21 protein-coding genes and 2 tRNA genes are annotated in these 26,674 nt (G+C 71.5%); 21 read left to right on the top strand and 2 right to left on the bottom strand.

Going from position 1 to position 26,674, the window contains the following annotated elements; genetic code table 11:
• Positions 1–58 precede the first annotated feature (58 nt).
• Positions 59–1,102, top strand: a complete 1,044-nt coding sequence (locus ACIA8Q_RS09320) for a UDP-N-acetylmuramate dehydrogenase (protein ID WP_360209197.1) — start codon at positions 59–61, stop codon at positions 1,100–1,102.
• Here the strand turns inward: ACIA8Q_RS09320 and ACIA8Q_RS09315 are convergent.
• Both ACIA8Q_RS09315 and ACIA8Q_RS09310 read right to left on the bottom strand, forming a co-directional pair.
• Entirely contained in the window at positions 1,092–2,147 is a 1,056-nt protein-coding gene (locus ACIA8Q_RS09315) for an adenosine deaminase (RefSeq protein WP_360209195.1), read from the bottom strand. The genes ACIA8Q_RS09320 and ACIA8Q_RS09315 overlap by 11 nt on opposite strands.
• A 106-nt stretch (positions 2,148–2,253) precedes the next feature.
• The gene (locus tag ACIA8Q_RS09310) at positions 2,254–3,501 is read right to left on the bottom strand and encodes a pyridoxal phosphate-dependent aminotransferase (RefSeq protein ID WP_360209192.1); all 1,248 of its coding nucleotides are present in this window, start codon (positions 3,499–3,501) and stop codon (positions 2,254–2,256) included.
• Between the two features lie 283 nt (positions 3,502–3,784).
• Between ACIA8Q_RS09310 and ACIA8Q_RS09305 the strand changes: the two genes are divergently transcribed.
• The 20 genes from ACIA8Q_RS09305 (at position 3,785) to ACIA8Q_RS09210 (ending at position 26,644) form a co-directional block, all read left to right on the top strand.
• Positions 3,785–3,857 (top strand) — tRNA-Trp (locus ACIA8Q_RS09305).
• Between the two features lie 144 nt (positions 3,858–4,001).
• Entirely contained in the window at positions 4,002–4,340 is a 339-nt protein-coding gene (secE, locus tag ACIA8Q_RS09300) for a preprotein translocase subunit SecE (RefSeq protein WP_360209190.1), read from the top strand.
• Positions 4,341–4,551: 211 nt separating this feature from the next.
• On the top strand, positions 4,552–5,448 hold the full coding sequence (gene nusG / locus ACIA8Q_RS09295; RefSeq protein ID WP_396316940.1) for a transcription termination/antitermination protein NusG: 897 nt from the start codon (positions 4,552–4,554) through the stop codon (positions 5,446–5,448).
• A gap of 166 nt (positions 5,449–5,614) precedes the next feature.
• Positions 5,615–6,049: a 50S ribosomal protein L11 gene (rplK, locus tag ACIA8Q_RS09290; protein ID WP_360209188.1), complete on the top strand. Its 435-nt coding sequence runs from the start codon at positions 5,615–5,617 to the stop codon at positions 6,047–6,049.
• Positions 6,050–6,126: 77 nt separating this feature from the next.
• The gene (gene rplA / locus ACIA8Q_RS09285; RefSeq protein WP_360209186.1) at positions 6,127–6,849 is read left to right on the top strand and encodes a 50S ribosomal protein L1; all 723 of its coding nucleotides are present in this window, start codon (positions 6,127–6,129) and stop codon (positions 6,847–6,849) included.
• 170 nt (positions 6,850–7,019) lie between these two features.
• Positions 7,020–7,808, top strand: a complete 789-nt coding sequence (locus ACIA8Q_RS09280; RefSeq protein ID WP_360209184.1) for a hypothetical protein — start codon at positions 7,020–7,022, stop codon at positions 7,806–7,808.
• Positions 7,809–7,921: 113 nt separating this feature from the next.
• The gene (locus ACIA8Q_RS09275; protein WP_360209182.1) at positions 7,922–8,872 is read left to right on the top strand and encodes a hypothetical protein; all 951 of its coding nucleotides are present in this window, start codon (positions 7,922–7,924) and stop codon (positions 8,870–8,872) included.
• Between the two features lie 73 nt (positions 8,873–8,945).
• Positions 8,946–9,812: a hypothetical protein gene (locus tag ACIA8Q_RS09270; protein WP_360209179.1), complete on the top strand. Its 867-nt coding sequence runs from the start codon at positions 8,946–8,948 to the stop codon at positions 9,810–9,812.
• A 370-nt stretch (positions 9,813–10,182) separates the two neighbouring features.
• Entirely contained in the window at positions 10,183–10,746 is a 564-nt protein-coding gene (gene rplJ / locus ACIA8Q_RS09265; protein ID WP_188308276.1) for a 50S ribosomal protein L10, read from the top strand.
• 88 nt (positions 10,747–10,834) lie between these two features.
• Entirely contained in the window at positions 10,835–11,218 is a 384-nt protein-coding gene (rplL, locus tag ACIA8Q_RS09260; protein WP_360209176.1) for a 50S ribosomal protein L7/L12, read from the top strand.
• A gap of 739 nt (positions 11,219–11,957) precedes the next feature.
• Positions 11,958–15,434, top strand: a complete 3,477-nt coding sequence (rpoB, locus tag ACIA8Q_RS09255; protein ID WP_360209173.1) for a DNA-directed RNA polymerase subunit beta — start codon at positions 11,958–11,960, stop codon at positions 15,432–15,434.
• A gap of 98 nt (positions 15,435–15,532) precedes the next feature.
• Entirely contained in the window at positions 15,533–19,426 is a 3,894-nt protein-coding gene (locus tag ACIA8Q_RS09250; RefSeq protein WP_360209170.1) for a DNA-directed RNA polymerase subunit beta', read from the top strand.
• 247 nt (positions 19,427–19,673) lie between these two features.
• Positions 19,674–19,747: transfer RNA gene (locus tag ACIA8Q_RS09245), tRNA-Met, on the top strand.
• Positions 19,748–19,928: 181 nt separating this feature from the next.
• Positions 19,929–20,600 carry a hypothetical protein gene (locus ACIA8Q_RS09240; protein ID WP_360209167.1) on the top strand — a complete coding sequence of 224 codons (672 nt, stop codon included), beginning with the start codon at positions 19,929–19,931 and terminating at the stop codon, positions 20,598–20,600.
• Positions 20,601–20,727: 127 nt separating this feature from the next.
• Positions 20,728–21,918 carry a sensor histidine kinase gene (locus ACIA8Q_RS09235; RefSeq protein WP_387901097.1) on the top strand — a complete coding sequence of 397 codons (1,191 nt, stop codon included), beginning with the start codon at positions 20,728–20,730 and terminating at the stop codon, positions 21,916–21,918.
• Positions 21,915–22,595, top strand: coding sequence for a response regulator transcription factor (locus ACIA8Q_RS09230; protein WP_360209162.1), 681 nt, complete (start codon positions 21,915–21,917; stop codon positions 22,593–22,595). The genes ACIA8Q_RS09235 and ACIA8Q_RS09230 overlap by 4 nt, the downstream gene beginning before the upstream one ends.
• Before the next feature lie 144 nt (positions 22,596–22,739).
• Entirely contained in the window at positions 22,740–23,348 is a 609-nt protein-coding gene (locus ACIA8Q_RS09225; RefSeq protein WP_360209159.1) for a hypothetical protein, read from the top strand.
• A 149-nt stretch (positions 23,349–23,497) separates the two neighbouring features.
• Positions 23,498–24,241, top strand: a complete 744-nt coding sequence (locus ACIA8Q_RS09220) for a Sir2 family NAD-dependent protein deacetylase (RefSeq protein ID WP_360209157.1) — start codon at positions 23,498–23,500, stop codon at positions 24,239–24,241.
• A 171-nt stretch (positions 24,242–24,412) separates the two neighbouring features.
• Positions 24,413–25,627, top strand: coding sequence for a cytochrome P450 (locus tag ACIA8Q_RS09215; RefSeq protein ID WP_360209154.1), 1,215 nt, complete (start codon positions 24,413–24,415; stop codon positions 25,625–25,627).
• A gap of 18 nt (positions 25,628–25,645) precedes the next feature.
• Positions 25,646–26,644 (top strand): ADP-ribosylglycohydrolase family protein, encoded by a 999-nt coding sequence (locus ACIA8Q_RS09210; protein ID WP_396316939.1) that lies wholly within the window; start codon positions 25,646–25,648, stop codon positions 26,642–26,644.
• Positions 26,645–26,674: the final 30 nt, after the last annotated feature.

Raw genomic sequence — 26,674 nt, 5'->3', positions numbered from 1 at the left:
GGTCCACCGGGGGGAAGGGGTGCCGGACGGCGCCCTCTCCCCCCGTACGCTGGTGGGCGTGCTGGTAGAAAACGACGCCCCCCTCGCCCCGCTGACCACGCTCCGGCTCGGCGGCCCGGCCCGCCGCCTGGTGACCGCCCACACCGACGACGAGGTGATCGCCGCCGTCCGTGCGGCCGACGCGGCCGGCGAGCCGCTGCTCGTCCTCGGTGGCGGGTCCAACCTGGTGATCGGCGACGCGGGCTTCCCCGGCACCGTGCTGCGGATCGCGACCACCGGCTTCGCCCTGGACGGCACGGTGCTGGAGCTGGCCGCCGGCGAGGTGTGGTCGGAGGCGGTCACCCGCGCGGTGCGCGAGCACGGTCTGGCGGGCATCGAGTTCCTGGCCGGCATCCCCGGCTCGGCCGGCGCGACCCCGGTGCAGAACGTCGGCGCGTACGGCCAGGAGGTCGCCCAGTCGATCACCGAGGTGGTCGCCTACGACCGGGCCGCCGACCGGGTGGTCACGCTCACCGGCGCCGAGTGCGGCTTCTCCTACCGGCACAGCCGCTTCAAGGCCGAGCCGGACCGCTACGTGGTGCTGCGGGTGCGCTTCGCCCTCGCCGACCACGGCGGCCTCTCCACCCCGGTCAAGTACGCCGAGGTGGCCGGGCACTTCGGCGTCGAGCAGGGCGAGCGGGTGCCGCTGGAGAAGGCCTACGAGGCGGTGCTGGGCCTGCGCGCCGGAAAGGGCATGGTGCTGGACCCGGCGGACCACGACACCTGGTCGGCCGGCTCCTTCTTCACCAACCCGGTGCTCACCGCGGCGCAGTACGAGTCGTTCCGGACCCGCCCGGGCACTGAGAACGCCCCCGCCTACCCGGCGCCGGAGGGCCGCACCAAGACCTCGGCCGCGTGGCTGATCGACCGGGCCGGCTTCGGCAAGGGCTACGGCGGCGGCCCCGCCACGCTCTCCACCAAGCACACCCTGGCCCTCACCAACCGGGGCTCGGCCACCGCCGAGGACCTCCTGGCGCTGGCCCGGGAGATCCGGGACGGGGTGCGGGAGGCCTTCGGGGTCGAGCTGGTGAACGAGCCGGTGATGGTCGGGGTCAGCCTGTAGCGCCGTGCGGGCCGGAGCCGTCCGCCAGCCAGGCGTCCACGTCCGCCAGCAGCTCCTTGCGGACGGCCTCCGGTGCGCACGAACCGCGCACCGACTGGCGGGCCAGCTCGGCCAGTTCGGCGTCGTCGAAGCCCAGGACCTCGCGGGCCAGGAGGTACTGGTCGGCCAGCCGGCTGCCGAACAGCAGCGGGTCGTCGGCGCCCAGGGCCAGTGGCACGCCGGCGTCGAAGAGCCTGCGCAGCGGGACGTCCTCGGGGCGCTCGTAGACGCCGAGCGAGACGTTCGAGGACGGGCAGACCTCGCAGGTGATCTGGCGGTCGGCGAGCCGGGCCATCAGCCGCGGGTCCTCGGCGGCGCGGACGCCGTGGCCGATCCGGCCGGCGCCCAGGTCGTCCAGGCAGTCCCGGACGGACTCCGGCCCGGCCAGCTCGCCGCCGTGCGGCGCGGCCAGCAGCCCGCCCTTGCGGGCGATCTCGAAGGCCCGGTCGAAGTCCCGGGCGAGTCCGCGGCGCTCGTCGTTGGAGAGGCCGAAGCCGACCACGCCGCGGTCGGCGTAGCGGACGGCGAGCCGGGCCAGGGTCCGGGCGTCCATCGGGGACTTCATCCGGTTCGCCGCGACCAGGACGCGGATGCCGGTGCCGGTGGCCGCGGCGGCCTGCTCCACGGCGTCCAGGATCAGTTCCAGTGCGGGGATCAGCCCGCCCAGCCGGGGCGCGTAGGAGGTCGGGTCGACCTGGATCTCCAGCCAGCGGGAGCCGTCGCGGCGCTCGTCCTCCGCGGTCTCCAGGACCAGCCGGCGGATGTCCTCCTCGTCCCGCAGCACCGAGCGGGCGGTGTCGTAGAGGCGCTGGAAGCGGAACCAGCCGCGTTCGTCGGTGGCCCGCAGTTTGGGCGGCTCGCCGGAGCTGAGCGCCTCCGGCAGCCGGACGCCGTGCTTGTCGGCCAGCTCCAGCAGGGTGGCGGGCCGCATCGAGCCGGTGAAGTGCAGGTGCAGGTGGGCCTTCGGGAGGCCCCTGACGTCTCGCGGGTTCAACAGGCGTTCCATTCGCCGATACTGCCGCATCGGGCCCCCCGACGGGAACCGCCCTCCTTCCGTCCCCCGAAGGGGTGAAGGAGGGCGGTCGCGGGTTGATCCCGTACCCGGGGCGACGTCAGTCGCGGGCCTCGCCGAGCAGCTTCTGCAGCCGGCCGATGCCCTCGGCCAGGTCGGCGTCGCCGAGCGCGTAGGAGAACCGCAGGTAGCCGGGGGTGCCGAAGGCCTCGCCCGGGACGGCCGCGACCTCGGCCTCGTCCAGGATCAGCGAGGCCAGCTCGCTGGAGCTCGCCGGGCGCCTGCCGCGGATCTCCTTGCCGAGCAGGCCCTTGACGGACGGGTAGACGTAGAACGCGCCCTCGGGCTCGGGGCAGTAGACGCCCTCGATCTCGTTGAGCATCCGCACGATGGTGCGGCGGCGGCGGTCGAAGGCGGTGCGCATCTCGTGCACGGCGGACAGGTCGCCGCTGACGGCGGCGATCGCGGCGCGCTGGGCGACGTTGGAGACGTTGGAGGTGGCGTGCGACTGCAGGTTGGTCGCGGCCTTGATGACGTCCTTGGGGCCGATCACCCAGCCCACCCGCCAGCCGGTCATCGCGTAGGTCTTGGCGACGCCGTTGACCACGATGCACTTGTCGGCCAGCTCGGGCAGCAGGGCCGGCAGCGAGGTGAAGGTCGCGTCGCCGTAGACCAGGTGCTCGTAGATCTCGTCGGTGAGCACCCAGAGGCCGTGCTCCAGCGCCCAGCGGCCGATCGCCTCGGCCTCGTCGCGGGTGTACACCGCGCCGGTCGGGTTGGACGGCGAGACGAAGAGCACGACCTTGGTGTTCTCGGTGCGGGCGGCCTCCAGCTGCTCGACCGAGACCTTGTAACCGGTGGTCTCGTCCGTCACGACCTCCACCGGGACACCGCCGGCCAGCTGGACCGACTCCGGGTAGGTGGTCCAGTACGGGGCCGGGACGATGACCTCGTCGCCCGGGTCCAGGATCGCCGCGAACGCCTCGTAGATCGCCTGCTTGCCGCCGTTGGTGACCAGGATCTGGGCGGCGTCCACCTCGTAGCCGGAGTCGCGCAGGGTCTTGGCGGCGATCGCGGACTTCAGCTCGGGCAGGCCGCCCGCCGGGGTGTAGCGGTGGTTCTTCGGGTCGCGGCAGGCCTCGACGGCCGCCTCGACGATGTAGTCCGGGGTCGGGAAGTCGGGCTCGCCGGCGCCGAAGCCGATCACCGGACGGCCGGCCGCCTTGAGGGCCTTGGCCTTGGCGTCCACGGCGAGGGTCGCGGACTCGGCGATCGCGCCGATCCGGGCGGAGACCCGGCGGTCGGCGGGGCGGATGGAACGGTCGGGCTGCGGGGTGGAAGCGCTCATGCCTGCATGGTCGCAGAACCGGCACGGGCCGGGGGGCGCGGTTTCACCATCTGTACCCGTCCGTCCACATGGCGGCGGACGCCGATCCGCCGGTGATCATGCGGGCATGCCGGACATATGCCGGGCAACCAGCGCACCCGGAAGAAGAGGTTCGACCAAACACCCCTCGACCACGTACACTCACTGCTCGACGGCCCGCCGAAAAGACCGGAGCTTCCACCACCTGTGCAGACAGTGGGGGGAGATGCGGTAGGTTGGTCGCTACGGAGCCACGAGGCACCGTAGGGCAATAGCTCAATTGGTAGAGCACCGGTCTCCAAAACCGGCGGTTGGGGGTTCAAGTCCCTCTTGCCCTGCTGCTTGATCCGCTTTCAGCCCGTTCGCTCCACAGAGCGAGCGGGCTTGATGCGGAGAGGGCACCGATCAGCACCGCTTAGCCGGACGCTCGTGCCCCATCGGGTACGTCTCGCTCGGCAGGACCCGGATTCAGGTGAGGACGAGTGACGGAGACCACGGGCTCCACCGCAACGCCTGAGAGCGGCAACCCCGAGGGTGCCGACGGCGCTGCCGAGACCACCTCTGGCGAGGGCGGCGACTCGCGTCGCGACCGCAAGCGCGCCGACAAGAAGTCGGGCAAGCGCGGCAAGAAGGGCCTGTTCGCCCGGATCGGGCTGTTCTACCGCCAGATCATCGCCGAACTGCGCAAGGTCGTCTGGCCGACGCGCAACGAGCTCACCAGCTACACGGCCGTCGTGGTCACGTTCGTCGTGGTCATGATGGCGATCGTGGCCGGACTGGACTACGGCTTCTCCAAGCTGAGCCTCTGGATCTTCGGCTGACCTGGCCGCCGCACCTTCGAAACAGCTTCCCGACCCGGGCCGATCCTCGGCCCGGGTCGTGCTGTCTGCGCCGGACGTACGCGGCCGCTACCGTTGACTCGGTACTGTTGAAGTCTCCGAGTCCTCGCCTGGCGCCCGTGTGAGCGGCAGCACGCCGGCGGCGGCCCCGGAGCGCGCCACCTTCACCATCTCCAGGAAAGAAGCAGCCACCGTGTCTGAGTCCCCCCTGTACGACGCCGACGAGACCGTCCGCGAGGCGGATGTCGCCGCCGAGCTGGACGCGGCCGAGCTGGCTGTCGACGCCGAGGCCGCCGAGCAGATCGTGGACGCCGCGGACGGCGACGAGGACGAGGTCGAGGCGTACGACGAGGCCGAGGCCGGCGAGCCCGCCGAGGAGGTCGCGCTGCACGTGGAGGGCGACGAGGAGCCCGCCGCCGACGAGGCCGACGAGGCCGTCGAGGTCGTCGAGGAGGAGGCCGAGGAGGCCGAGGAGGCCGAGGAGGTCGACCCGGTCGCCAAGTTCCGCGAGGACCTGCGCTTCATGCCGGGCGAGTGGTACGTGATCCACACCTACGCCGGCTACGAGAACCGGGTGAAGCAGAACCTGGAGCAGCGCGCCGTCTCGCTGAACGTCGAGGAGTACATCTTCCAGGCCGAGGTGCCGCAGGAGGAGGTCGTCCAGATCAAGAACGGCGACCGCAAGACCATCCGCCAGAACAAGCTCCCCGGCTACGTCCTGGTGCGCATGGACCTCACCCCGGAGTCCTGGGGCGTCGTGCGCAACACCCCCGGTGTCACCGGCTTCGTCGGCAACGCCTACGACCCGTACCCGCTGACCCTGGACGAGGTCGTCAAGATGCTCGCCCCGGACGTCGAGCGCCAGGCGGCCAAGGAGGCCGGCAAGCCCTCGCCGGTCAAGCCGAGCGAGATCCAGGTGCTGGACTTCGAGGTCGGCGACTCGGTCACCGTCACCGACGGGCCGTTCGCGACCCTGCAGGCGACCATCAACGAGATCAACCCCGACTCGAAGAAGGTCAAGGGCCTCGTCGAGATCTTCGGCCGGGAGACCCCGGTCGAGCTCTCCTTCGACCAGATCCAGAAGAACTAGTCCCCACGCTCTTCGGATCCGGGGCGGGGCCGAGCGCCCCGCCCCGGATCCGTTTTGGTCCAGCGGCGCATCCGCGTTAGCCTGGTCCGATGTGTGTGCTGGCGGCCGGGTGTCGCCCCGGTTCCGCACGCACCAGCAATCACCTCTCGGAAGGACCCGGAGAGACATGCCTCCCAAGAAGAAGAAGGTCACGGGGCTTATCAAGCTCCAGATCAACGCCGGTGCGGCCAACCCGGCGCCGCCGGTCGGCCCCGCGTTGGGCCAGCACGGCGTCAACATCATGGAGTTCTGCAAGGCCTACAACGCTGCGACCGAGTCGCAGCGCGGCATGATCGTGCCGGTGGAGATCACGGTCTACGACGACCGTTCCTTCACCTTCATCACGAAGACGCCGCCGGCCGCGCGCCTCATCCTGAAGGCCGCCGGTATCGACAAGGGCTCGGCCGAGCCGCACAAGACCAAGGTCGCGAAGCTCACCAGCGCCCAGGTCCGCGAGATCGCCACGACCAAGATGCCCGACCTGAACGCCAACGACCTGGACGCGGCGGAGAAGATCATCGCCGGCACCGCCCGGTCGATGGGCATCACCGTCGAGGGCTGATCAGCCCTTCTCGTCCCTGTGGTAGGGCCTGCGCAGGCCCGTGACACCACGACTCCCATCACCATTCAGGAGCAGCAGTGAAGCGCAGCAAGGCTCTGAAGGCCGCGGACGCCCAGGTGGACCGCGAGCGCCTTTACGCCCCCCTCGAGGCCATCCGCCTCGCCAAGGCGACCAGCACCACCAAGTTCGACGGCACCGTCGAGGTCGCCATGCGTCTGGGCGTCGACCCGCGCAAGGCCGACCAGATGGTCCGCAGCACCGTGATCCTCCCGCACGGCACCGGTAAGACCGCCCGGGTCCTGGTCTTCGCGACCGGCGACCGTGCCGAGGCCGCGCGTGCTGCCGGCGCCGACATCGTCGGCTCCGACGAGCTCATCGACGAGGTCGCCAAGGGCCGCCTCGACTTCGACGCCGTCGTCGCCACCCCGGACCTCATGGGCAAGGTCGGCCGCCTGGGTCGCGTGCTCGGTCCCCGTGGTCTGATGCCGAACCCGAAGACCGGCACCGTGACCCCGGACGTCGCCAAGGCTGTCAACGACATCAAGGGCGGCAAGATCGAGTTCCGCGTCGACAAGCACTCGAACCTGCACTTCATCATCGGTAAGGTCTCCTTCACCGACGAGCAGCTGGTCGAGAACTACGCCGCCGCGCTGGACGAGGTGCTCCGCGCCAAGCCGTCCGCCGCCAAGGGCCGCTACATCAAGAAGACCGCGGTCAGCACCACCATCGGCCCGGGTGTCCCGGTCGACCCGAACCGCACCCGCAACCTCCTCGTCGAGGAGGACCCGGCCGCGGTCTGAGCCTCCCGGCTCTGAAGCAGTCCGTCACGGCGGGCCCGCACCCCTTCACGGGGGTGCGGGCCCGCCGTCGTTTCCGGATGGTGACCTCACAGGATGGGAACGTGTGACCGAGTCGTCGTACGCTCTGCCGGTCAGCTCATGTGCAGAACGTGTGACCGTCGGAGCGTGCCGTGCCGCCCACCCCCCGCCCCGCCCTCCTGGCGGCGGCCCTCCTGCTGCTCGGCGCCACCACGGGCTGCAGCCTGCTCGCCGTCCAGGACACCCGGACCCCCGGCGGCGCGGCCGCGCCCGTGCCGCCCCGGCAGGTGGTGCTCACCGCGGCCCAGGCGCTGGACGACGTCGGCGGCGCCCGGATCGACGTGGTCGAGGAGGGCCCCGACGGCCGGCGCACCGCCACCGGCACGCTCTCCTGGGGCGCCAGGGACGAGGCCGCGCTGACCGTCACCGACGAGCGGGGCGCCGGGCAGCTGACCGTCCGCGACGGTGCGCTCGACCTCGCCTACCAGGGCGCCCCGCCCCGGCACGCCGACCGGGACACCGCGGAGTCGCTGGACCCGCGGGCGGCGGACGCGGCGCCGGGCGGCTACGCGGGCGGCTGGATGACCGGGCTGATCACCAACCCGGGCAGCCGCGCCTACACGATGGCGCAGACCGGCAAGCTCGGCTCGCTCGGCGGCGAGCAGCTGGCCGGGGTCACCGTCGCGCACTACCGGGGCTCCGCGACGGTGGCCGAGTACTTCACCGCGGACGGGGAGCTGGCCCCCGGCCGGCTGGCCGCGGTGGTCGACTGGTACCACCGGCGGGGTGTCCAGGCGATCGGCTACGACGTCTGGGTCGGCCCCGGCGAGCAGTTGCTGAAGCTCCGTGAGACGGTCCGCGGCAGCGCGGGAACCACGGTGACCACGACGGATGTCTCAGCTCTCGCGGCGGGGGACGCGACCCCTCCCGCGGGTACCTAGGGGAGGGGGACAAACCGGTGCATGGGGGCTCTGGCGATCCGTTAGAGTCCCGGATGAGAAGAAGCTGAAAATCTGCTCTTCTCTGGATCGTTGGGATCCTCAAGGGGGGAACCATGCCTGGAACCCGCAAGGCCGCAGTCGCCGTCGTCCTCGCCGCTCTGGCGCTGACCGCGACCGCCTGCAACAACAACGACGACAAGACCGCCGCGCCCGCGCCGACCACCGCGGCCGCGCAGCCGACCACCGCCGCCGCGGCGACGCCGTCGGCCGCCGCGCCGAGCACCCCGAGCGCACCGCCCGCGAAGGTCACCCCGGTGGTCTTCCTGGAGCAGGTGACCCAGAAGACCAGCGCCGCCAAGTCGGCCAAGATCGACGAGTCGATCGTGTTCGGCGAGGTCACCATGAAGGGCAAGGGCGCCGTCTCCTGGGCCGACGGCCTCCGGGGCGACATCACGATGGACATGTCCGGCTCACCGCTGGGCAAGGCCATCACGCCGCTGACCGGCAGCCAGTCCGCGCCGTACCGCTTCACCAAGGACGCGATGTACCTGCGCCTCGGCGGCAACGTGGTCGACGCCCTCGGCGGCCGGCACTGGCTGCGGTACAGCATGGCCGACCAGGCCAAGACCACCGGCGGCGCGAGCGACCAGCTCAAGAGCGCCGACCCGGTCCAGGGCGTCCGCACGCTGATCGCCTCCGGCAAGGTGACCGAGGTCGGCCAGGAGTCGGTGAACGGCAAGCCCGCCACCCACTACACCGGCGAGCTCAGCGCCACCGACATCGCCGCCGCCACCGGCAAGGGGCTGACCCAGGAGCAGGCGGACCAGATCAAGCAGAACCTGGACACCGCCGGCATCACCAGCGAGCAGGTCGACGTCTGGGTCGACGCCGACCAGCTGGTGGTCAAGCGCACCGAGCAGGCCGACACCAAGGCCGGCCCGTTCAAGGCCACCGTCACCTACTCGGACTACGGCACCCCGGTCACCACGACCGCACCGGACCCGTCCGACACGGTGGACCAGGCCGAACTCGCCAAGCTCGGCAAGGGGGGCGCCACCAGCTGACCCCGGCCCGGGTGGCAAGGTGGCCGGAGACGAAGGTCGCCGACACGGCGCCCGGGCGAGGAGGGATCGGACGATGGCGGGACGACAGCGGCTGGCGGCACTCGCCGCCGTCGTCCTGTTGGCGACCGGGCTGACCGGATGCGGCGGCGGTGAGGACGCACCGCCCACGCCCTCCGGCAGCCCGAGTCCGACCACCACCGCCTCGCCGACCGGGCCGGCCAAGCCCACCGACCGGTCGCCGCACGGGGTGCTGCTCTCCGCACAACTGGCCGTGCAGACCGCCCGCCGGGCCAAGGTCAGCTACCGGCTGGGCGCGGACGCCGGGGCCGGGCCGCTCTTCTGGCAGCCCAAGACGGCGCTCCAGATCAAGCGCTCCACCCCCTCGGGGGCCGAGCAGCTGATCGTCGTGGACACCGTCGCGTACCAGGGCGGCGACGCCGCCACCGCGGCCCGCCAGGGCGGCCGGCACTGGGAGCGGTTCGCCGTCCCGGCGGACCAGAACGGCCACAAGGAGGTCCCCTACGCGGGCCTGATCGACCTGCTGAACCCGGTCGAGGCGCTGGCCGCCGCCACCGCCGACGGCGCGGACGCCCAGTTCGTCGCGGAGGAGAAGTACGAGGACTCGACGGTCGAGCACTACCGGGTCGTCACCACCGCCGAGCGCTACGCGGCCGCCCAGACCCAGCTGACCCAGGCCCGCCGCGACGGCCTGCGGGCCGCGCTGGCCCCCGGCGGCTCGCTCTCGCTCACCCTGGACCTCTGGCTCAACGACAAGGACCAGCTGGTCAAGCTCCAGCGCACCGGCAGCGGGGACAGCGGCCGGGCGGACGACTCGGTGGTCTACTCCGACTTCGCCGGCCCGCTGCTCTCGGTGCAGGCCCCGGCCGAGACGGACACCGTGGACACCGGGACCCGGACGGTCTCCCCGCTGGCCCGCTGAGCCCGGAGGGCCCTGCGGGCACCGCCCCGGGCCGGTCGGTCGGGGGCGATTTGCCCCGGACGGGCGCGTCCGGTTAATGTTGCCGAAGCCAAAGACCGCTGGTTGTCACCATGCGCCCCCAGGGGAGCGGGTGGCCGAAGGATCTGCGCCTCGTGCGCAGGCAGCCCGCGCAGGTGTGTCTGGAGCTTCGACTTCCGGGTCCGCGTTCGCGCGATCGCCCGTCGAGGTCGTCACGAGCCCCGTGCGCCTGCGCACCGGGGCTCATCTGCTTTTCCGCAGGAGCTTTCCTTCCGTCCGGCCGGTTCGAGGTGTGAATGGTCGACTTTCGCGGTCGGCCGGACTTCGACATCACGGAAGGAGGCGTAAGCCTATGGCAAGGCCCGACAAGGCTGCTGCCGTCGCCGAGATCACGGACAAGTTCCGTGGCTCCTCCGCGGCGCTGCTGACCGAGTACCGCGGTCTCTCGGTGAAGCAGGTCAAGACCCTGCGTCGCTCGCTCGGCGAGAACGCCGAGTACGCCGTGGTGAAGAACACGCTGACCAAGATCGCGGCCAATGAGGCCGGGATCTCCGAGCTCGACGACCTGTTCAACGGTCCGACGGCTGTCGCCTTCGTCACCGGTGACCCGGTGGAGTCGGCGAAGGCTCTGCGTGACTTCGCCAAGGAGAACCCCGCTCTCATCATCAAGGGCGGTGTCCTTGACGGTAAGGCGCTGTCCGCCGATGAGATCAAGAAGCTCGCGGACCTCGAGTCCCGCGAGGTGCTGCTCGCCAAGCTGGCGGGTGCCCTGAAGGCCAAGCAGTCCCAGGCTGCCGCGCTCTTCCAGGCCCTGCCGTCGAAGCTCGTCCGCACTGTGGACGCGCTGCGCGACAAGGTCGAGCAGGGCGGTGCCGGTACGCCGGCTCCCGCCGCCGAGGACGAGGCCGCCGAGTAGTTCGGCAGGCTCACGCCTCGCTGCGGGCCCGTGCCCGCCCAACCCGTACATACGGCACCACCTGCCGATTTAGTGGAAGGACGCCATCATGGCGAAGCTGACCCAGGACGAGCTGCTCGCGCAGTTCGAGGAGCTCACCCTCATCGAGCTCGCCGCCTTCGTGAAGGCCTTCGAGGACAAGTTCGACGTCACCGCCGCTGCCCCGGTCGCCGTGGCCGGCGTTGCCGCCGCCGGTGCCCCGGCCGAGGCCGTCGAGGAGCAGGACGAGTTCGACGTCATCCTCGAGGGCGCTGGCGACAAGAAGATCCAGGTCATCAAGGAGGTGCGCACCCTGACCTCCCTCGGCCTGAAGGAGGCCAAGGACCTCGTTGACACCGCTGGTGCCAAGGTCCTGGAGAAGGTTGCCAAGGACGTTGCCGAGAAGGCCAAGGCCGCCCTCGAGGGTGCCGGCGCCAAGGTCACCGTCAAGTGACTCCTCGCCAGCCGTAGTCGGCTGGTGGGTACCCCCTGAGCCCCTTGTGGGCTGAGGGCGCCCGAGGCCGGGCCGATCACCCTTGCGGGTGGTCGGCCCGGCCTTTTCGCGTTCCCGGCCCCACCGGGCCCCGCGGCGCCGGGCCACCGGTCCGGCCGAGAGTCCACTCGGCACCGTCGGTGCCGGGGGGTATGGTGATCACCGTCATCGGCGGTGGCCCCCACCACGGCTTCTGTAACGCCGGGGGGCGTCCGACCGATGAAGGGGTCGAGGCCCGCCCCGCCGGCGGGCCCTTGACGAACCCGGCGCGGCGCGCGATTCTCAAGGCGCGAGTCCGCCCGGTTGGTTCGCCGCTGGATGCATAACCAGTGGCTCCGGCGGGAAATGACTCCACGTGAGTTATGGGGCCCGGGCAGTGCCCGGGCCGGTGCAGTACCCGGTGGTCGTTCGCGGCCGCCGGCTACCGGGAGGAGTCTCCGATTCGGTTTCCGAATCAGAGCTGGACAGCAGTGTGCCCTTTGGCTACACTGTCCCTTTGCGCTGCCTGTTAGCTGCTCCGTGACTCGTCGCCCGGAGTTTGCGTTGCCCTGAAGGGGTCTGGCATCGCCTCCGCAAAGCGGCTCTGACCTGGGGTTTCGATCCCCGGCGGAGGCCAGTGGCGAGGGAGGCGGGACCAAGCCCAAGCAGGCCCGGCTGGTACGCGCGTAGTGAGCTCCGAGCCCTCGGAAGGACCCCCCTCTTGGCCGCGCCGCGCAACGCCTCGAACAATTCCGCCGCATCCACCGCCCCGCTCCGCGTCTCGTTCGCGAAGATCAAGGAGCCCCTCGAGGTCCCCAACCTCCTCGCCCTGCAGACCGAGAGCTTTGACTGGCTGCTCGGCAACGCGGCCTGGAAGTCCCGGGTCGAGGAGGCGCTGGAGAACGGTCTGGACGTCCCCACCAAGTCCGGTCTGGAGGAGATCTTCGAGGAGATCTCCCCGATCGAGGACTTCAGTGGGTCGATGTCGCTGACCTTCCGCGACCACCGTTTCGAGCCGCCGAAGAACTCCATTGACGAGTGCAAGGACCGCGACTTCACGTTCGCGGCCCCGCTCTTCGTCACGGCCGAGTTCACCAACAACGAGACCGGTGAGATCAAGTCTCAGACGGTCTTCATGGGCGACTTCCCGCTCATGACCCACAAGGGCACGTTCGTGATCAACGGCACCGAGCGTGTCGTCGTGTCGCAGCTGGTCCGCTCCCCGGGTGTGTACTTCGACTCCACCCTGGACAAGGTGTCCGACAAGGACATCTACTCCTGCAAGGTCATCCCCTCGCGTGGTGCCTGGCTGGAGATGGAGATCGACAAGCGCGACATGGTCGGCGTCCGCATCGACCGCAAGCGCAAGCAGTCCGTCACCGTGCTGCTCAAGGCGCTCGGCTGGACCAACGAGATGATTCTCGAGGAGTTCGGCGAGTACGAGTCCATGCGCAACACCCTGGAGAAGGACCACACCCAGGGCCAGGACGACGCGCTGCTGGACATCTACCGCAAGCTGCGCCCCGGCGAGCCGCCGACGCGCGAGGCCGCGCAGACGCTTCTGGAGAACCTGTACTTCAACCCGAAGCGCTACGACCTCGCGAAGGTCGGCCGCTACAAGGTGAACCGGAAGCTGGGCAACGCCGAGTCGCTGGACTCCGGCGTGCTCACCGAGCCCGACATCATCGGTGCGATCAAGTACCTGGTGAAGCTGCACGCCGGTGAGACCGAGTGGAACGACGAGACCGGCCGCGACATCGTGGTCGAGGTCGACGACATCGACCACTTCGGCAACCGCCGCCTGCGCAACGTCGGCGAGCTCATCCAGAACCAGGTCCGTACGGGTCTCGCCCGCATGGAGCGCGTCGTGCGCGAGCGCATGACCACCCAGGACGTCGAGGCGATCACGCCGCAGACCCTGATCAACATCCGGCCGGTCGTCGCCTCCATCAAGGAGTTCTTCGGCACCAGCCAGCTGTCGCAGTTCATGGACCAGACGAACCCGCTGTCGGGCCTGACCCACAAGCGCCGTCTGTCCGCCCTCGGTCCCGGTGGTCTCTCCCGTGAGCGCGCCGGCTTCGAGGTCCGTGACGTGCACCCCTCGCACTACGGCCGCATGTGTCCGATCGAGACCCCGGAAGGCCCGAACATCGGTCTGATCGGGTCGCTGGCCTCGTACGGCCGGGTCAACGCCTTCGGCTTCATCGAGACCCCGTACCGCAAGGTCGTCGACGGTGTCGTCACCGAGAAGGTGGACTACCTCACCGCCGACGAGGAGGACCGCTACGTCATCGCCCAGGCGAACGCGCCGCTGACCGCGGACCTGCACTTCGCCGAGCCGCGCGTCCTGGTCCGCCGCCGTGGCGGCGAGATCGACTACATCCCCGGCACCGAGATCGACTACATGGACGTCTCGCCGCGCCAGATGGTGTCGGTCGCGACCGCCATGATCCCGTTCCTCGAGCACGACGACGCCAACCGCGCGCTCATGGGCTCGAACATGATGCGCCAGGCGGTGCCGCTGCTGAAGAGCGAGGCTCCGCTGGTCGGCACCGGCATGGAGTACCGCTGCGCCGTCGACGCCGCGGACGTCATCACCGCCGAGAAGGCCGGTGTCGTCCAGGAGGTCTCGGCCGACTACGTCACCGTGGCCAACGACGACGGCACGTACACCACGTACCGCGCCGCCAAGTTCACCCGCTCGAACCAGGGCACCGCCTTCAACCAGAAGGTGCTCGTGGACGAGGGCGCCCGGGTCGAGTCCGGCCAGGTCCTGGCCGACGGCCCGTGCACCGACGAGGGCGAGATGGCCCTCGGCAAGAACCTGCTCGTGGCGTTCATGTCGTGGGAGGGTCACAACTACGAGGACGCGATCATCCTGTCGCAGCGCCTCGTGCAGGACGACGTCCTCTCCTCGATCCACATCGAGGAGCACGAGGTCGACGCCCGTGACACCAAGCTCGGCCCCGAGGAGATCACCCGGGACATCCCGAACGTCTCCGAGGAGGTCCTCGCCGACCTCGACGAGCGCGGCATCATCCGCATCGGCGCCGACGTCGTCACCGGCGACATCCTGGTCGGCAAGGTCACCCCGAAGGGTGAGACCGAGCTGACCCCGGAGGAGCGCCTGCTCCGCGCGATCTTCGGTGAGAAGGCCCGTGAGGTCCGCGACACCTCGCTGAAGGTGCCGCACGGTGAGTCCGGCAAGGTCATCGGCGTCCGCGTCTTCGACCGCGAGGAGGGCGACGAGCTGCCCCCCGGCGTGAACCAGCTGGTCCGCGTCTACGTGGCCCAGAAGCGCAAGATCACCAACGGTGACAAGCTCGCCGGCCGCCACGGCAACAAGGGTGTCATCTCCAAGATCCTCCCGGTCGAGGACATGCCGTTCCTCGAGGACGGCACCCCGGTCGACATCATCCTCAACCCGCTGGGTGTCCCGTCCCGAATGAACCCGGGACAGGTCCTGGAGATCCACCTCGGGTGGCTCGCCAAGCAGGGTTGGGACGTCTCCGGCCTCGCCGACGAGTGGGCCCAGCGCCTGCAGGCGATCGGCGCCGACACCGTCCAGGGCGGCACCAACCTCGCCACCCCGGTCTTCGACGGCGCCCGCGAGGACGAGATCACCGGTCTGCTGGACAACACCACCCTCACCCGTGACGGTGAGCGCCTGGTGAACTCCACCGGCAAGGCCCGCCTGTTCGACGGCCGCTCCGGCGAGCCGTTCCCGATGCCGGTCTCGGTCGGCTACATGTACATCCTCAAGCTGCACCACCTGGTCGACGACAAGCTGCACGCCCGCTCGACCGGCCCGTACTCGATGATCACCCAGCAGCCGCTCGGTGGTAAGGCGCAGTTCGGTGGTCAGCGCTTCGGTGAGATGGAGGTGTGGGCCCTCGAGGCGTACGGCGCGGCCTACGCGCTGCAGGAGCTGCTCACCATCAAGTCCGACGACGTGCTCGGCCGCGTGAAGGTCTACGAGGCCATCGTCAAGGGCGAGAACATCCCCGAGCCCGGCATTCCCGAGTCCTTCAAGGTCCTCATCAAGGAAATGCAGTCGCTCTGCCTCAACGTGGAGGTGCTGTCCTCGGACGGCCAGTCCATCGAGATGCGGGACTCCGACGAGGACGTGTTCCGCGCCGCCGAGGAGCTCGGCATCGACCTGTCCCGGCGCGAGCCGAGCAGCGTCGAAGAGGTCTGACGGAGGTGGGGCCGGCTGCCCGCGCAGCCGGCCCACCCCCAGGCCCCCCTCAGACCACATGAACGACTCTCGACTTACGAAAGAGGGCTTGACGACCAGTGCTTGACGTCAACTTCTTCGACGAGCTCCGCATCGGCCTGGCCACCGCCGACGACATCCGCCAGTGGTCGCACGGCGAGGTCAAGAAGCCGGAGACCATCAACTACCGCACCCTGAAGCCCGAAAAGGACGGACTCTTCTGCGAGAAGATCTTCGGCCCCACCCGGGACTGGGAGTGCTACTGCGGTAAGTACAAGCGCGTCCGCTTCAAGGGCATCATCTGCGAGCGCTGCGGCGTCGAGGTGACCCGCGCCAAGGTGCGCCGCGAGCGGATGGGCCACATCGAGCTGGCCGCCCCGGTCACCCACATCTGGTACTTCAAGGGTGTCCCGTCCCGCCTGGGCTACCTGCTGGACCTGGCGCCGAAGGACCTCGAGAAGGTCATCTACTTCGCCGCCTACATGATCACCTGGGTCGACGACGAGCGCCGCCAGCGCGACCTGCCGTCCCTGGAGGCGCACGTCTCGGTCGAGCGCCAGCAGATCGAGAACCGCCGCGACTCCGACCTCGAGGCCCGCGCCAAGAAGGCCGAGACCGACCTCGCCGAGCTGGAGGCCGAGGGCGCCAAGGCCGACGTGCGCCGCAAGGTGCGCGAGGGCGCCGAGCGCGAGATGAAGCAGCTGCGCGACCGCGCGCAGCGCGAGCTGGACCGCCTCGACGAGGTGTGGGCCCGCTTCAAGAACCTCAAGGTCCAGGACCTCGAGGGCGACGAGCTGCTCTACCGCGAGCTGCGCGACCGCTTCGGCACCTACTTCTCCGGCTCGATGGGCGCGGCGGCCCTCAAGGACCGCCTCGAGACCTTCGACCTGGCCGAGGAGTCCGAGCGCCTGCGCGAGATCATCCGCACCGGCAAGGGCCAGAAGAAGACCCGTGCGCTCAAGCGCCTCAAGGTCGTCTCGGCGTTCCTGCAGACCACCAACAAGCCCAACGGCATGGTGCTGGACTGCGTCCCGGTCATCCCGCCGGACCTGCGTCCGATGGTGCAGCTGGACGGTGGCCGCTTCGCGACCTCCGACCTGAACGACCTGTACCGCCGCGTCATCAACCGCAACAACCGCCTGAAGCGGCTTCTCGACCTCGGCGCGCCCGAGATCATCGTGAACAACGAGAAGCGCATGCTCCAGGAGGCCGTCGACGCGCTGTTCGACAACGGCCGCCGCGGCCGTCCGGTCACCGGCCCGGGCAACCGCCCGCTGAAGTCCCTCAGCGACATGCTGAAGGGCAAGCAGGGTCGTTTCCGCCAGAACCTGCTCGGCAAGCGAGTCGACTACTCGGCCCGTTCGGTCATCGTCGTCGGCCCGCAGCTCAAGCTGCACCAGTGCGGTCTGCCCAAGGCCATGGCGCTGGAGCTCTTCAAGCCGTTCGTGATGAAGCGCCTGGTCGACCTGAACCACGCGCAGAACATCAAGTCGGCGAAGCGCATGGTCGAGCGCGCCCGTCCGGTCGTGTGGGACGTCCTCGAAGAGGTCATCGCCGAACACCCGGTCCTGCTGAACCGTGCGCCCACCCTGCACCGCCTCGGCATCCAGGCCTTCGAGCCGCAGCTGGTCGAGGGCAAGGCCATCCAGATCCACCCGCTCGTCTGCACCGCGTTCAACGCGGACTTCGACGGTGACCAGATGGCCGTCCACCTGCCGCTCTCCGCGGAGGCGCAGGCCGAGGCCCGCATCCTGATGCTGTCCTCGAACAACATCCTGAAGCCGGCCGACGGTCGCCCCGTCACCATGCCGACCCAGGACATGGTGCTCGGTCTGTTCTTCCTCACCTCGGACCGCGACAACGTGAAGGGCGCCGGCCGCACCTTCTCGTCGACCGCCGAGGCGATCATGGCCTTCGACGCCCGCGACCTGGACGTCCAGGCCCCGATCGAGCTGCGCCTGCAGGCCGGCACCGTCCCGCCGCGCGGCTGGACCCCGCCGGTGGACGAGGAGGGCCAGTCCACCTGGTTCGACGGCGAGCCGTTCCGCCTGACCACCACCCTGGGCCGCGCGCTCTTCAACGAGCTGCTGCCCGAGGACTACCCGTTCGTCGACTACGAGGTGGGCAAGAAGCAGCTCTCCGCGATCGTCAACGACCTGGCGGAGCGCTACCCCAAGGTCGTCGTCGCGGCGACCCTGGACAACCTGAAGGCGGCCGGCTTCCACTGGTCGACCCGTTCGGGTGTCACCGTCTCCATCTCGGACGTCATCGTCCCGCCGAGCAAGCCCGCCATCCTGGAGGGCTACGAGGCCAAGGCCGAGAAGGTCCAGAAGCAGTACGAGCGCGGTCTGATCACCGACAACGAGCGCAAGCAGGAGCTCGTCGGCATCTGGACCCAGGCGACCAACGAGGTCGCGGACGCCATGGCCGCGAACTTCCCGAAGACGAACCCCATCTTCATGATGGTCGACTCGGGCGCCCGTGGAAACATGATGCAGATGCGCCAGATCGCCGGTATGCGTGGTCTGGTGTCGAACGCCAAGAACGAGACCATCGCGCGACCCATCAAGGCGTCGTTCCGTGAGGGTCTGTCCGTGCTGGAGTACTTCATCTCCACCCACGGTGCCCGTAAGGGTCTGGCCGACACCGCCCTCCGTACCGCCGACTCCGGTTACCTCACCCGTCGTCTGGTCGACGTCTCCCAGGACGTCATCATCCGCGAGGAGGACTGCGGCACCGAGCGCGGCCTGAAGCTGGCGATCGGCTCCGTGGGTGCGGACGGCGTGCTGCGCAAGGCCGACGACGTCGAGACCAGCGTGTACGCCCGCATGCTCGCCGAAGACATCACCATCGACGGCAAGCTGCTGGCCACCGCCAACACCGACCTCGGTGACGTGCTGATCGACGAGCTGATCCGGCACAACATCGCCGAGGTCAAGACCCGCTCGATCCTGACCTGCGAGTCGGCCGTCGGCACCTGTGCCATGTGCTACGGGCGCTCGCTGGCCACCGGCAAGCTGGTCGACATCGGTGAGGCGGTCGGCATCATCGCCGCCCAGTCCATCGGTGAGCCCGGCACCCAGCTGACGATGCGTACCTTCCACACCGGTGGTGTGGCCGGTGACGACATCACCCAGGGTCTGCCGCGTGTCGTCGAGCTCTTCGAGGCCCGTACCCCCAAGGGTGTGGCCCCGATCTCGGAGGCGCAGGGCCGGGTCCGCATCGAGGACACCGAGAAGACCCGCAAGCTGGTCGTCACGCCGGACGACGGCACCGACGAGATCGCCTACCCGGTCTCGAAGCGCGTCAAGCTGCTGGTCAGCGAGGGCGAGGCGGTCGAGGTCGGCCAGAAGCTGACCATGGGTGCCACCAACCCGCACGACGTCCTGCGCATCATGGGCCAGCGCGCCGTCCAGATCCACCTGGTCGCCGAGGTCCAGAAGGTCTACAACTCGCAGGGTGTGTCGATCCACGACAAGCACATCGAGATCATCATCCGGCAGATGCTCCGCCGCGTGACGATCATCGAGTCGGGCGACGCCGAGCTGCTCCCGGGCGAGCTCGTCGAGCGCGGCCGCTTCGAGCAGGAGAACCGTCGCGTGGTCTCCGAGGGCGGTCACCCCGCCTCCGGCCGTCCGCAGCTGATGGGTATCACCAAGGCCTCGCTGGCCACCGAGTCCTGGCTGTCGGCCGCCTCCTTCCAGGAGACGACCCGGGTCCTCACCGACGCGGCGATCCACGCCAAGTCGGACCCGCTGCTGGGCCTCAAGGAGAACGTCATCCTCGGTAAGCTCATCCCGGCCGGTACGGGTCTGCCCCGCTACCGCAACATCCGGGTCGAGCCGACCGAGGAGGCCAAGGCCGCCATGTACTCGGCCGTCGGCTACGACGACTACGACCTGTCGCCCTTCGGCGCCGGCTCCGGCCAGGCTGTCCCGCTGGACGACTACGACTACGGCCCGTACACCGGCTGAGTCCCCCTCTCCGCCCGGTGACGGGCGGGAGGCCGGTCCAGGTGTCACCGACCGTAGGGCGGTCACCCCTCAGGGGGTGGCCGCCCTGCGGCGTTCCCCGGCTCCGCGGGGCGCCTCCGCAGGGTCGTGAGGGGCCGGCGCGAGGCCGGGGAGGGGCCGGGGCGGGGCCGGTGAGGGGCCGGTGAGGGGGCCCGGGAACAACCGGTTAGGTGATTCGGCCGCAGTGGCGTAAGGTCGTGTTCACCGACGCGGGGTGGAGCAGCTCGGTAGCTCGCTGGGCTCATAACCCAGAGGTCGCAGGTTCAAATCCTGTCCCCGCTACTCGTTCGAAGGGCCCGGAGGCATCACGCCTCCGGGCCCTTCGGCGTTCCCGGGGGAGGGACGGGGGCGCTCCCCCGTGCGGGGGAGGCGCGGGAACCGCTCCGCCGGGGGAGGTGGCGGAGCGGGCCGCCGCGGGAGGCTTCCGGAGCCGGGACGACGGGGCTTTCGAAGGGGGCCGGAGATGAAGCGGATGCTGGGCGCGGTGGCGATCACGGGGGCGGTGCTGGCGGGGATGTCGGCCTGCCTGCCGGGGGACGACCAGGAGCACCGGACGGTGCGCTACCGGGTCTCCGAGCCGGTGCGGGAGCTGGTGGTCGACGCGCACACCGGGGGGATCGTGGTGACCGGCGGTGGCGACGCGGTGCAGGTGGTCGAGGAGCAGAACTACCGGGGCGACGCGCCCGCCACCACCCACGAGGTCAGGGACGGCGTGCTGCGGCTGACCTACGACTGCAGCGGCTGCGGCGTCGGGTACACGGTGCGGGTGCCGGCCGGGACGAAGGTGCGGATCGAGCAGGAGACCGGCGGGGTGCGGCTGGTCGGGCTGGCCGGCGAGGTGCAGGCGCAGGTGCGCACCGGCGGGGTCGAGGCCACCGGGCTGACCTCGAAGAACGTCCGGCTGAGCACCGGGACGGGCGGCGTGCGGGCCGACTTCGCGGCCGCGCCGGACACGGTGGAGGCGACGGCCTCGACCGGTGGGGTGCGGGTCCGGGTGCCGAACGGGGCGGAGTACGCGGTGGACGCCCGGGCGGGCGCCGGCGGGGTGGAGGTCGGGATCCCGTCCCGGCCGGGGGCCGCGCACAGCATCACCGCGCGGACCGGGGCCGGCGGTGTGACGGTCGACGGTGCCTGAGCCGGCGCGGGCCCGGCCGGTGCGGTCCGCCGCGGCCCGGCCCGTCCGGGCCGTTCCGGAGGTGCTGCCGGTAGGGCATGATCTTCTCCGCGGGGGCGGCGCCCCCGGCTACGGGGGAGGGCCGAGGGTGGTGGGAGCGGCGCGCTGGCGGAAGTGGTCCGCGGGGCTGAGTCCGTACGTGCTGGACTCCGCGCTGGCGGCGGCCTCGGCCGCGATCTCGGTCTGGGCGGTCTACAACGACGACACGGCCTGGCCGGGGTGGGTCTACCTGGTGGCCGTGTCGACCGCGCTGCCACTGCCCTGGCGGCGCCGGGCGCCGCTCGGGGCGCTCGCGGCGAGCAGCGTGGCCTTCGTGACGCTGTCCGTGGTGGCGCACTCGGCGAACCCGCAGGTGCCGCTGGCCGGCGTGATCGGCCTCTACACCGTCGCCGAGCGCTGCTCGGAGCGGGCCCGCTGGGCGGTGCTGGCGGCGGTGGTGGTCGGCAACGTGGTCGGCACCCACTCGCCGAACGGCATGCTGTTCAGCCTGCTCACCTCGGTCGGCTCGTTCGTCTTCGGCTCGCTGGTGCGGGCCCAGCGGCGGCTGGCCCGGCTGGAGGCCGAGCGGGCCCGGGAGGCGGGGGAGCGGGTGGCCAGCGAGGCCGGGCGCGCGGTGGCGGAGGAGCGTGCCAGGATCGCCCGCGAGATGCACGACATCCTGGCGCACGCCGTCTCGCTGATGGTGATCCAGGCCGAGGCGGGGCCGCTGGTGGTGCACGGGGATCCGGAGCGGGCGATCCGCGCCTTCGACACCATCGCCGACGCGGGCCGGGACGCGATGGTCCAGCTGCGGCGCGTGCTCGGGGTGCTGAAGGAGCAGGGGGCCGGCCCGGAGCTGGCCCCGCAGCCCCGGCTGGCCGAGCTCGCCGCGGTGGCCGAGCGGGTGCGCCGGGCCGGGCTGACGGTGGAGCTCGAACTGGCCGAAGGGCTGGCCGCGGTGCCCGCCGACGTCCAGGCCGCGGCGTACCGGATCGTGCAGGAGGCGCTCACCAACACGGTCAAGCACTCCGGTGCGGACCGGGTGGCCGTGCGGGTGCGGCGGGCCGGCGAGGTGATGGAGCTGGTGGTGTCCGACAACGGCCGGGGGCTGCCGGTGGCCGCCGCCGGCACCGTGGCGGGCTGGTCCGGCGGCCGGGGCCTGGTCGGCATCCGGGAACGGGCGGCGGCCTGCGGCGGGCGGGCCGAGGCCGGGCCCGGGCCGGGTGGCGGCGGTTTCCTGGTGAGTGCCCGGCTGCCGTTGGGGGCGGCGGGCGTGGTGGTGGAGGAGGCGGGCGGATGAAGCCGATCAGGGTGGTCGTCGCGGACGACCAGGAGCTGGTGCGGGCCGGGTTCGGGATGATCCTGGACGCGCAGCCCGACATCGAGGTGGTGGCCGAGGCCCGGGACGGCGCCGAGGCCGTCGAGGCGGTCCGCACCCACGGCCCGGACGTCCTGCTGCTGGACGTCCGGATGCCGGTGATGGACGGCCTGGAGGCGGCCCGCCGGGTCTGCGCCGAGTTCCCGGCCACCAAGGTGATCATGCTGACCACCTTCGACGCGGACGACTACGTCTTCGACGCGCTGTACGCCGGCGCGAGCGGCTTCCTGCTCAAGGACGTCCGGCGGGACGACCTGGCCCACGGGGTGCGGATGGTGGCCTCCGGCGAGGCGCTGCTCGCCCCCTCGGTGACGCGGCGGCTGATCGGCGAGTTCGCCGCCCGCCGCCCGGGCGCGCCCGAACGGGCGGTGCGGCCGCCGTCCCGGCTGCTGGAGCAGCTGACCCTGCGCGAGCAGGAGACCCTGCGGCTGCTGGCGCGCGGACTGTCCAACGCGGAGATCGCGGCCGAGCTGGTGGTCAGCGAGCACACCGTGAAGACCCACGTCAGCAACGTGCTCGGCAAGCTGGGGCTGCGGGACCGGGTGCACGCGGTGGTGTTCGCGTACGAGGCCGGCGCGGTGGTGGCCGGGGAGTCCTGAGGCGCCGGCCGGGCGGGCCGCGGCCGGTGCTCCCCCGTGCGGGGGAGGCGGCGGGTTCACCGGTGCGGGCGATCCGTGACGAGGGGGTCGGCGGACAGCATCGGTGGGGTCGGAACGGACCACGGATCACCGCAGGAGCCCAGGATGAACCGCCTTCGCACGCACCGCCTCACCCCGTACGCAGCCGTCGCCGCCCCGGCGCTGATGGCGCTGTACGGCGGCATCCGGCTGGTCCCCGGCTCCCGGGCCCCCGGGCTCGGCTGGACGGCCGGCCACACCGCGATGTTCGCCGGCCTGCTGCTGTTCGCCCCGGTGCTGGTGGCCCTGCGCGGGCTGCTCGCCCCGCGCTCCGCCGCCGGGCGGGCCGCGGCCGGGGCGGCGCTGGGGACGGCGTTCGCGGGCCTGGCGTGCTCGCTGGTGCAGATCGGGATCGACCTGTACGTGGGTGTGGTGGCGGCCGACAAGGCCGATCAGTCGCGGCTGTTCGACCGGGTGCAGGGCGTGCCGGGGGTGCTGCCGCTCGTCTACCAGGTCGGTCCGCTGCTGTTCTACGTCGGCCTGCTGGCGCTGCTGGTCGCCGCGGCGGCCGGCCCGGCCCGGGCGCTGCGCTGGTGGAGCCCGGTGCTGATGCTGGTGGGCACCGCCGCCTCGGGGGTCGACCTGGCGCTGATCCCGGTGGCGGCCGTCTGCTACCTGGCGGCCCTGGCCCCGCTGGTCCGGCCCGGCACGGTGCGCCGCGCGGCCCTGGCCTGACCGCGGTGGGCCGGTCCGGACGGGTGCCCGCTCCCGCAGGGGAGGAGCGGGCACCCGTCCGTCCGTTCCCGGGCCGGTCCGCGGTGGAGCCGGCGCCGCGTGCGGATACTCGGTGGCGGTGCCGGCGGCCCCGGCCGTACCGTCCGGGCATGACCACGAAGCGCCCCCTGATCGCCGTCCTCACCGGCGCGGGCATCTCGACCGACTCCGGCATCCCCGACTACCGCGGCCCGCAGGGGCTCTGGCAGCGTGACCCGTCGGCCCAACGGATGGTCACCATCGGCCCCTACCTGGGGGACCCGGAGGTGCGCCGCCGGGCGTGGGTGATGCGAGCCGAGGCGGGCGCGCTCGGGGCCGAGCCGAACGCCGGGCACCGGGCGCTGGTCGAGCTGGAGCGTTCCGGCCTGCCGCTGCGGGTGCTCACCCAGAACGTGGACGGGCTGCACCAGCGCTCCGGACTGCCGGCCCGCAAGGTGCTCGAACTGCACGGCACCGCGCGGGAGGTGCAGTGCGTGGGCTGCCGGGCGGTCGGCGCGATGGAACAGGCGCTGGAGCGGGTCGCGGCGGGGGAGCCGGACCCGGCCTGCCGGGAGTGCGGGGGAGTGCTCCGGCCGCGGACGGTGATGTTCGGGGAGTCGCTGGACCCGGTGGTGCTGCAGCAGGCCGACGCCGTCGCCAGGGCCTGCGACCTGTTCATCGCGGTGGGCACCAGTCTGCAGGTCTACCCGGTGGCGGCACTGCCGCAGATCGCGCGGGAGTCCGGTGCCCGGCTGGTGGTGGTGAACGGCGAACCGACGCCGTTCGACGAGGTCGCCGACGAGGTGGTCCGGGAGCCGATCTCCACGGCGCTCCCCGCGCTGGTGGCGAAGCTGCTGGCGGAACGCCCCCGGTGACGTCCTGACGCCGGGGGCCTGACGTCTGACGTGCTGGCATGCCGGCGTCCTGACGCCCCGGCGTCCTCGGCGGTGCCCCCGGTGACGCCCTCCGGATCACCCCTGGACGCGACGGACCGCGTGCGTACGATGATCCTTCCGGTTCCCCTCACGGCCTGGAGCGACCGAGCGATGACGACGACGGCGAAGTTCGACCCCTGGTCGGCGGCGTTCGTGGCCCACCCCTACGACGCGTACGCCGAACTGCGCGAGCACGCACCGGTGACGTTCTTCGAACCCACCGGGCAGTGGCTCGTCTCCCGCCACGCGGACGTCAGCGCGCTGCTGCGGGACCGCAGGCTCGGCCGCACCTACACGCACCGCTTCAGCCACCAGGAGTTCGGCCGCCCCGAGCCCGACCCGGCGCACGAGCCCTTCCACACGCTCAACGACCACGGGCTGCTCGACCTGGAGGCCCCCGACCACACCCGGATCCGCCGGCTGGTCTCCAAGGCCTTCACCCCGCGCATGGTCGAGGGCCTGCGGCCGACCGTCCGGCGGCTCGCCGGAGAACTCGTCGACGACCTGCTCGCGGCCGGCGGCGGCGACCTGATCTCCGCCGTCGCCGAGCCGCTGCCGGTCGCCGTGATCGCCGAGATGCTCGGCGTGCCGGAGGCCGACCGGCACCTGCTGCGGCCCTGGTCCGCCGACATCACCGGCATGTTCGAGCTCAACCCGACCGAGGAGGCGGCCCGCCGGGCCGTCACCGCGAGCACCGAGTTCTCCGACTACCTGCGCGCCCTCATCCGCGAGCGCCGCACCGCCCCCGGCACCGACCTGATCAGCGCGCTCATCCAGGCCCAGGAGGGCTCGGACGCGCTCAGCGAGCAGGAGATGGTCTCCACCTGCGTGCTGCTGCTCAACGCCGGCCACGAGGCGACCGTCAACACCACCGGCAACGGCTGGTGGGCGCTGTTCCGCAACCCCGGCGAACTCGCCCGGCTGCGCGGAGCCGTGGACGAGCTGCTGCCCACCGCCGTCGAGGAGCTGATGCGCTGGGACACCCCGCTGCAGATGTTCGAGCGATGGGTCCTGGAGGACGTCGAGCTGCACGGCGTCACCGTCCCGCGCGGCTCCGAGATCGCCCTCCTCTTCGGCTCCGCCAACCGCGACCCGGCCCGCTTCACCGACCCCGACCGCCTCGACCTCGCCCGCGCCGACAACCCCCACGTCACCTTCGGCGCCGGAATCCACTTCTGTCTCGGCGCCCCGCTCGCCAGACTGGAGCTCACCGAGTCCTACGGCACGCTGCTGCGCCGGGCCCCGGGCCTGCGGCTGAGCCGCGAGCCCGAGTGGAACCCGGGCTACGTGATCCGGGGGCTCGGCGAACTGCTGGTCGAGCTCTAGGGAAGCGGGGAGAGGGCCGTGGGCAAGGCGACGGGGGCGCTGCTGGGGCTGGCGATCGGGGACGCGATCGGCCGGGTGACGGAGTTCCGGACGGTCGAGATGATCGCGAACGACTGGCCCGACTGGCGCCGGCTCCCGCTGCCCGCCAGGGCGCTGGTCACCGACGACACCCAGATGACGCTGGCCCTCGGCCGCGGCCTGCGCACCGCCCTGGCCCGCGGGCCGCTGACGCCCTTGCGGCTGGCCCGGCCGGTGCGCGAGGAGTTCGTCGACTGGTGGCGGTCGCCGGAGAACAACCGCGCCCCCGGGATGACCTGCCTGCGCTCCTGCGAGCGGCTCAGCCGCGAGGAGTACCGCTGGCAGCAGGCGAGCGACGTCGGCTCCAAGGGCTGCGGCGCCAACATGCGGGTCGCTCCGGTCGGGCTGGTCCCCGGACTCGACGCCCGCACGCTCTCGGGCGCCGCACAGCTGCAGTCCGCCCTCACCCACGGTCACCCGACCGCGCTCGCCGCCAGCGACCTCACCGCCCTCGCCGTCCGCCGGCTCGCCGAAGGGGTCCGGCCCGCCGACCTGCCGGCGGTGCTGCGGGCGCACGCGCTCGCGAGCCGCGAGCGGTACGACGGCTTCTGGCTCGGCGACCTCGCCGAGCACTGGCACGGCGGTTCGCCGCAGGACGTGATCGCCCGCGGCTGGGACGACTGCCTCCGCGTGCTCGACCGGCTGGACGCCGCGCTCGCCGCACCCGACGTCGAGGCGGACCCGTGCCTGGCCACCGGCGAGGGCTGGATCGCCGAGGAGGCCCTGGCGACCGGGCTGCTCTGCTTCCTGCTGCTGCCGGACGACCCGGTCGCCGCCGTCCGGCGGGCCGCCTACTCCAGTGGGGACTCCGACTCCCTCGCCTGCCTCACCGGCGCCTTCGCCGGCGCCCACCACGGCGGGTCGGTCTGGCCGGCCGACTGGGTGGGGCGGATCGAGCACCGGGACGAGCTGCTCGCCCTCGGGGCGCTCTGGGACTGAGGCCCCCGGAGCGGGCGGAACCGGCTGCCG

The organism is Kitasatospora sp. NPDC051705, from assembly GCF_044453265.1.
Lineage (GTDB): Bacteria > Actinomycetota > Actinomycetes > Streptomycetales > Streptomycetaceae > Kitasatospora.
Note: the sequence above shows the minus strand (reverse complement) of the source record. Positions and strands in the feature narration are given on the sequence as shown.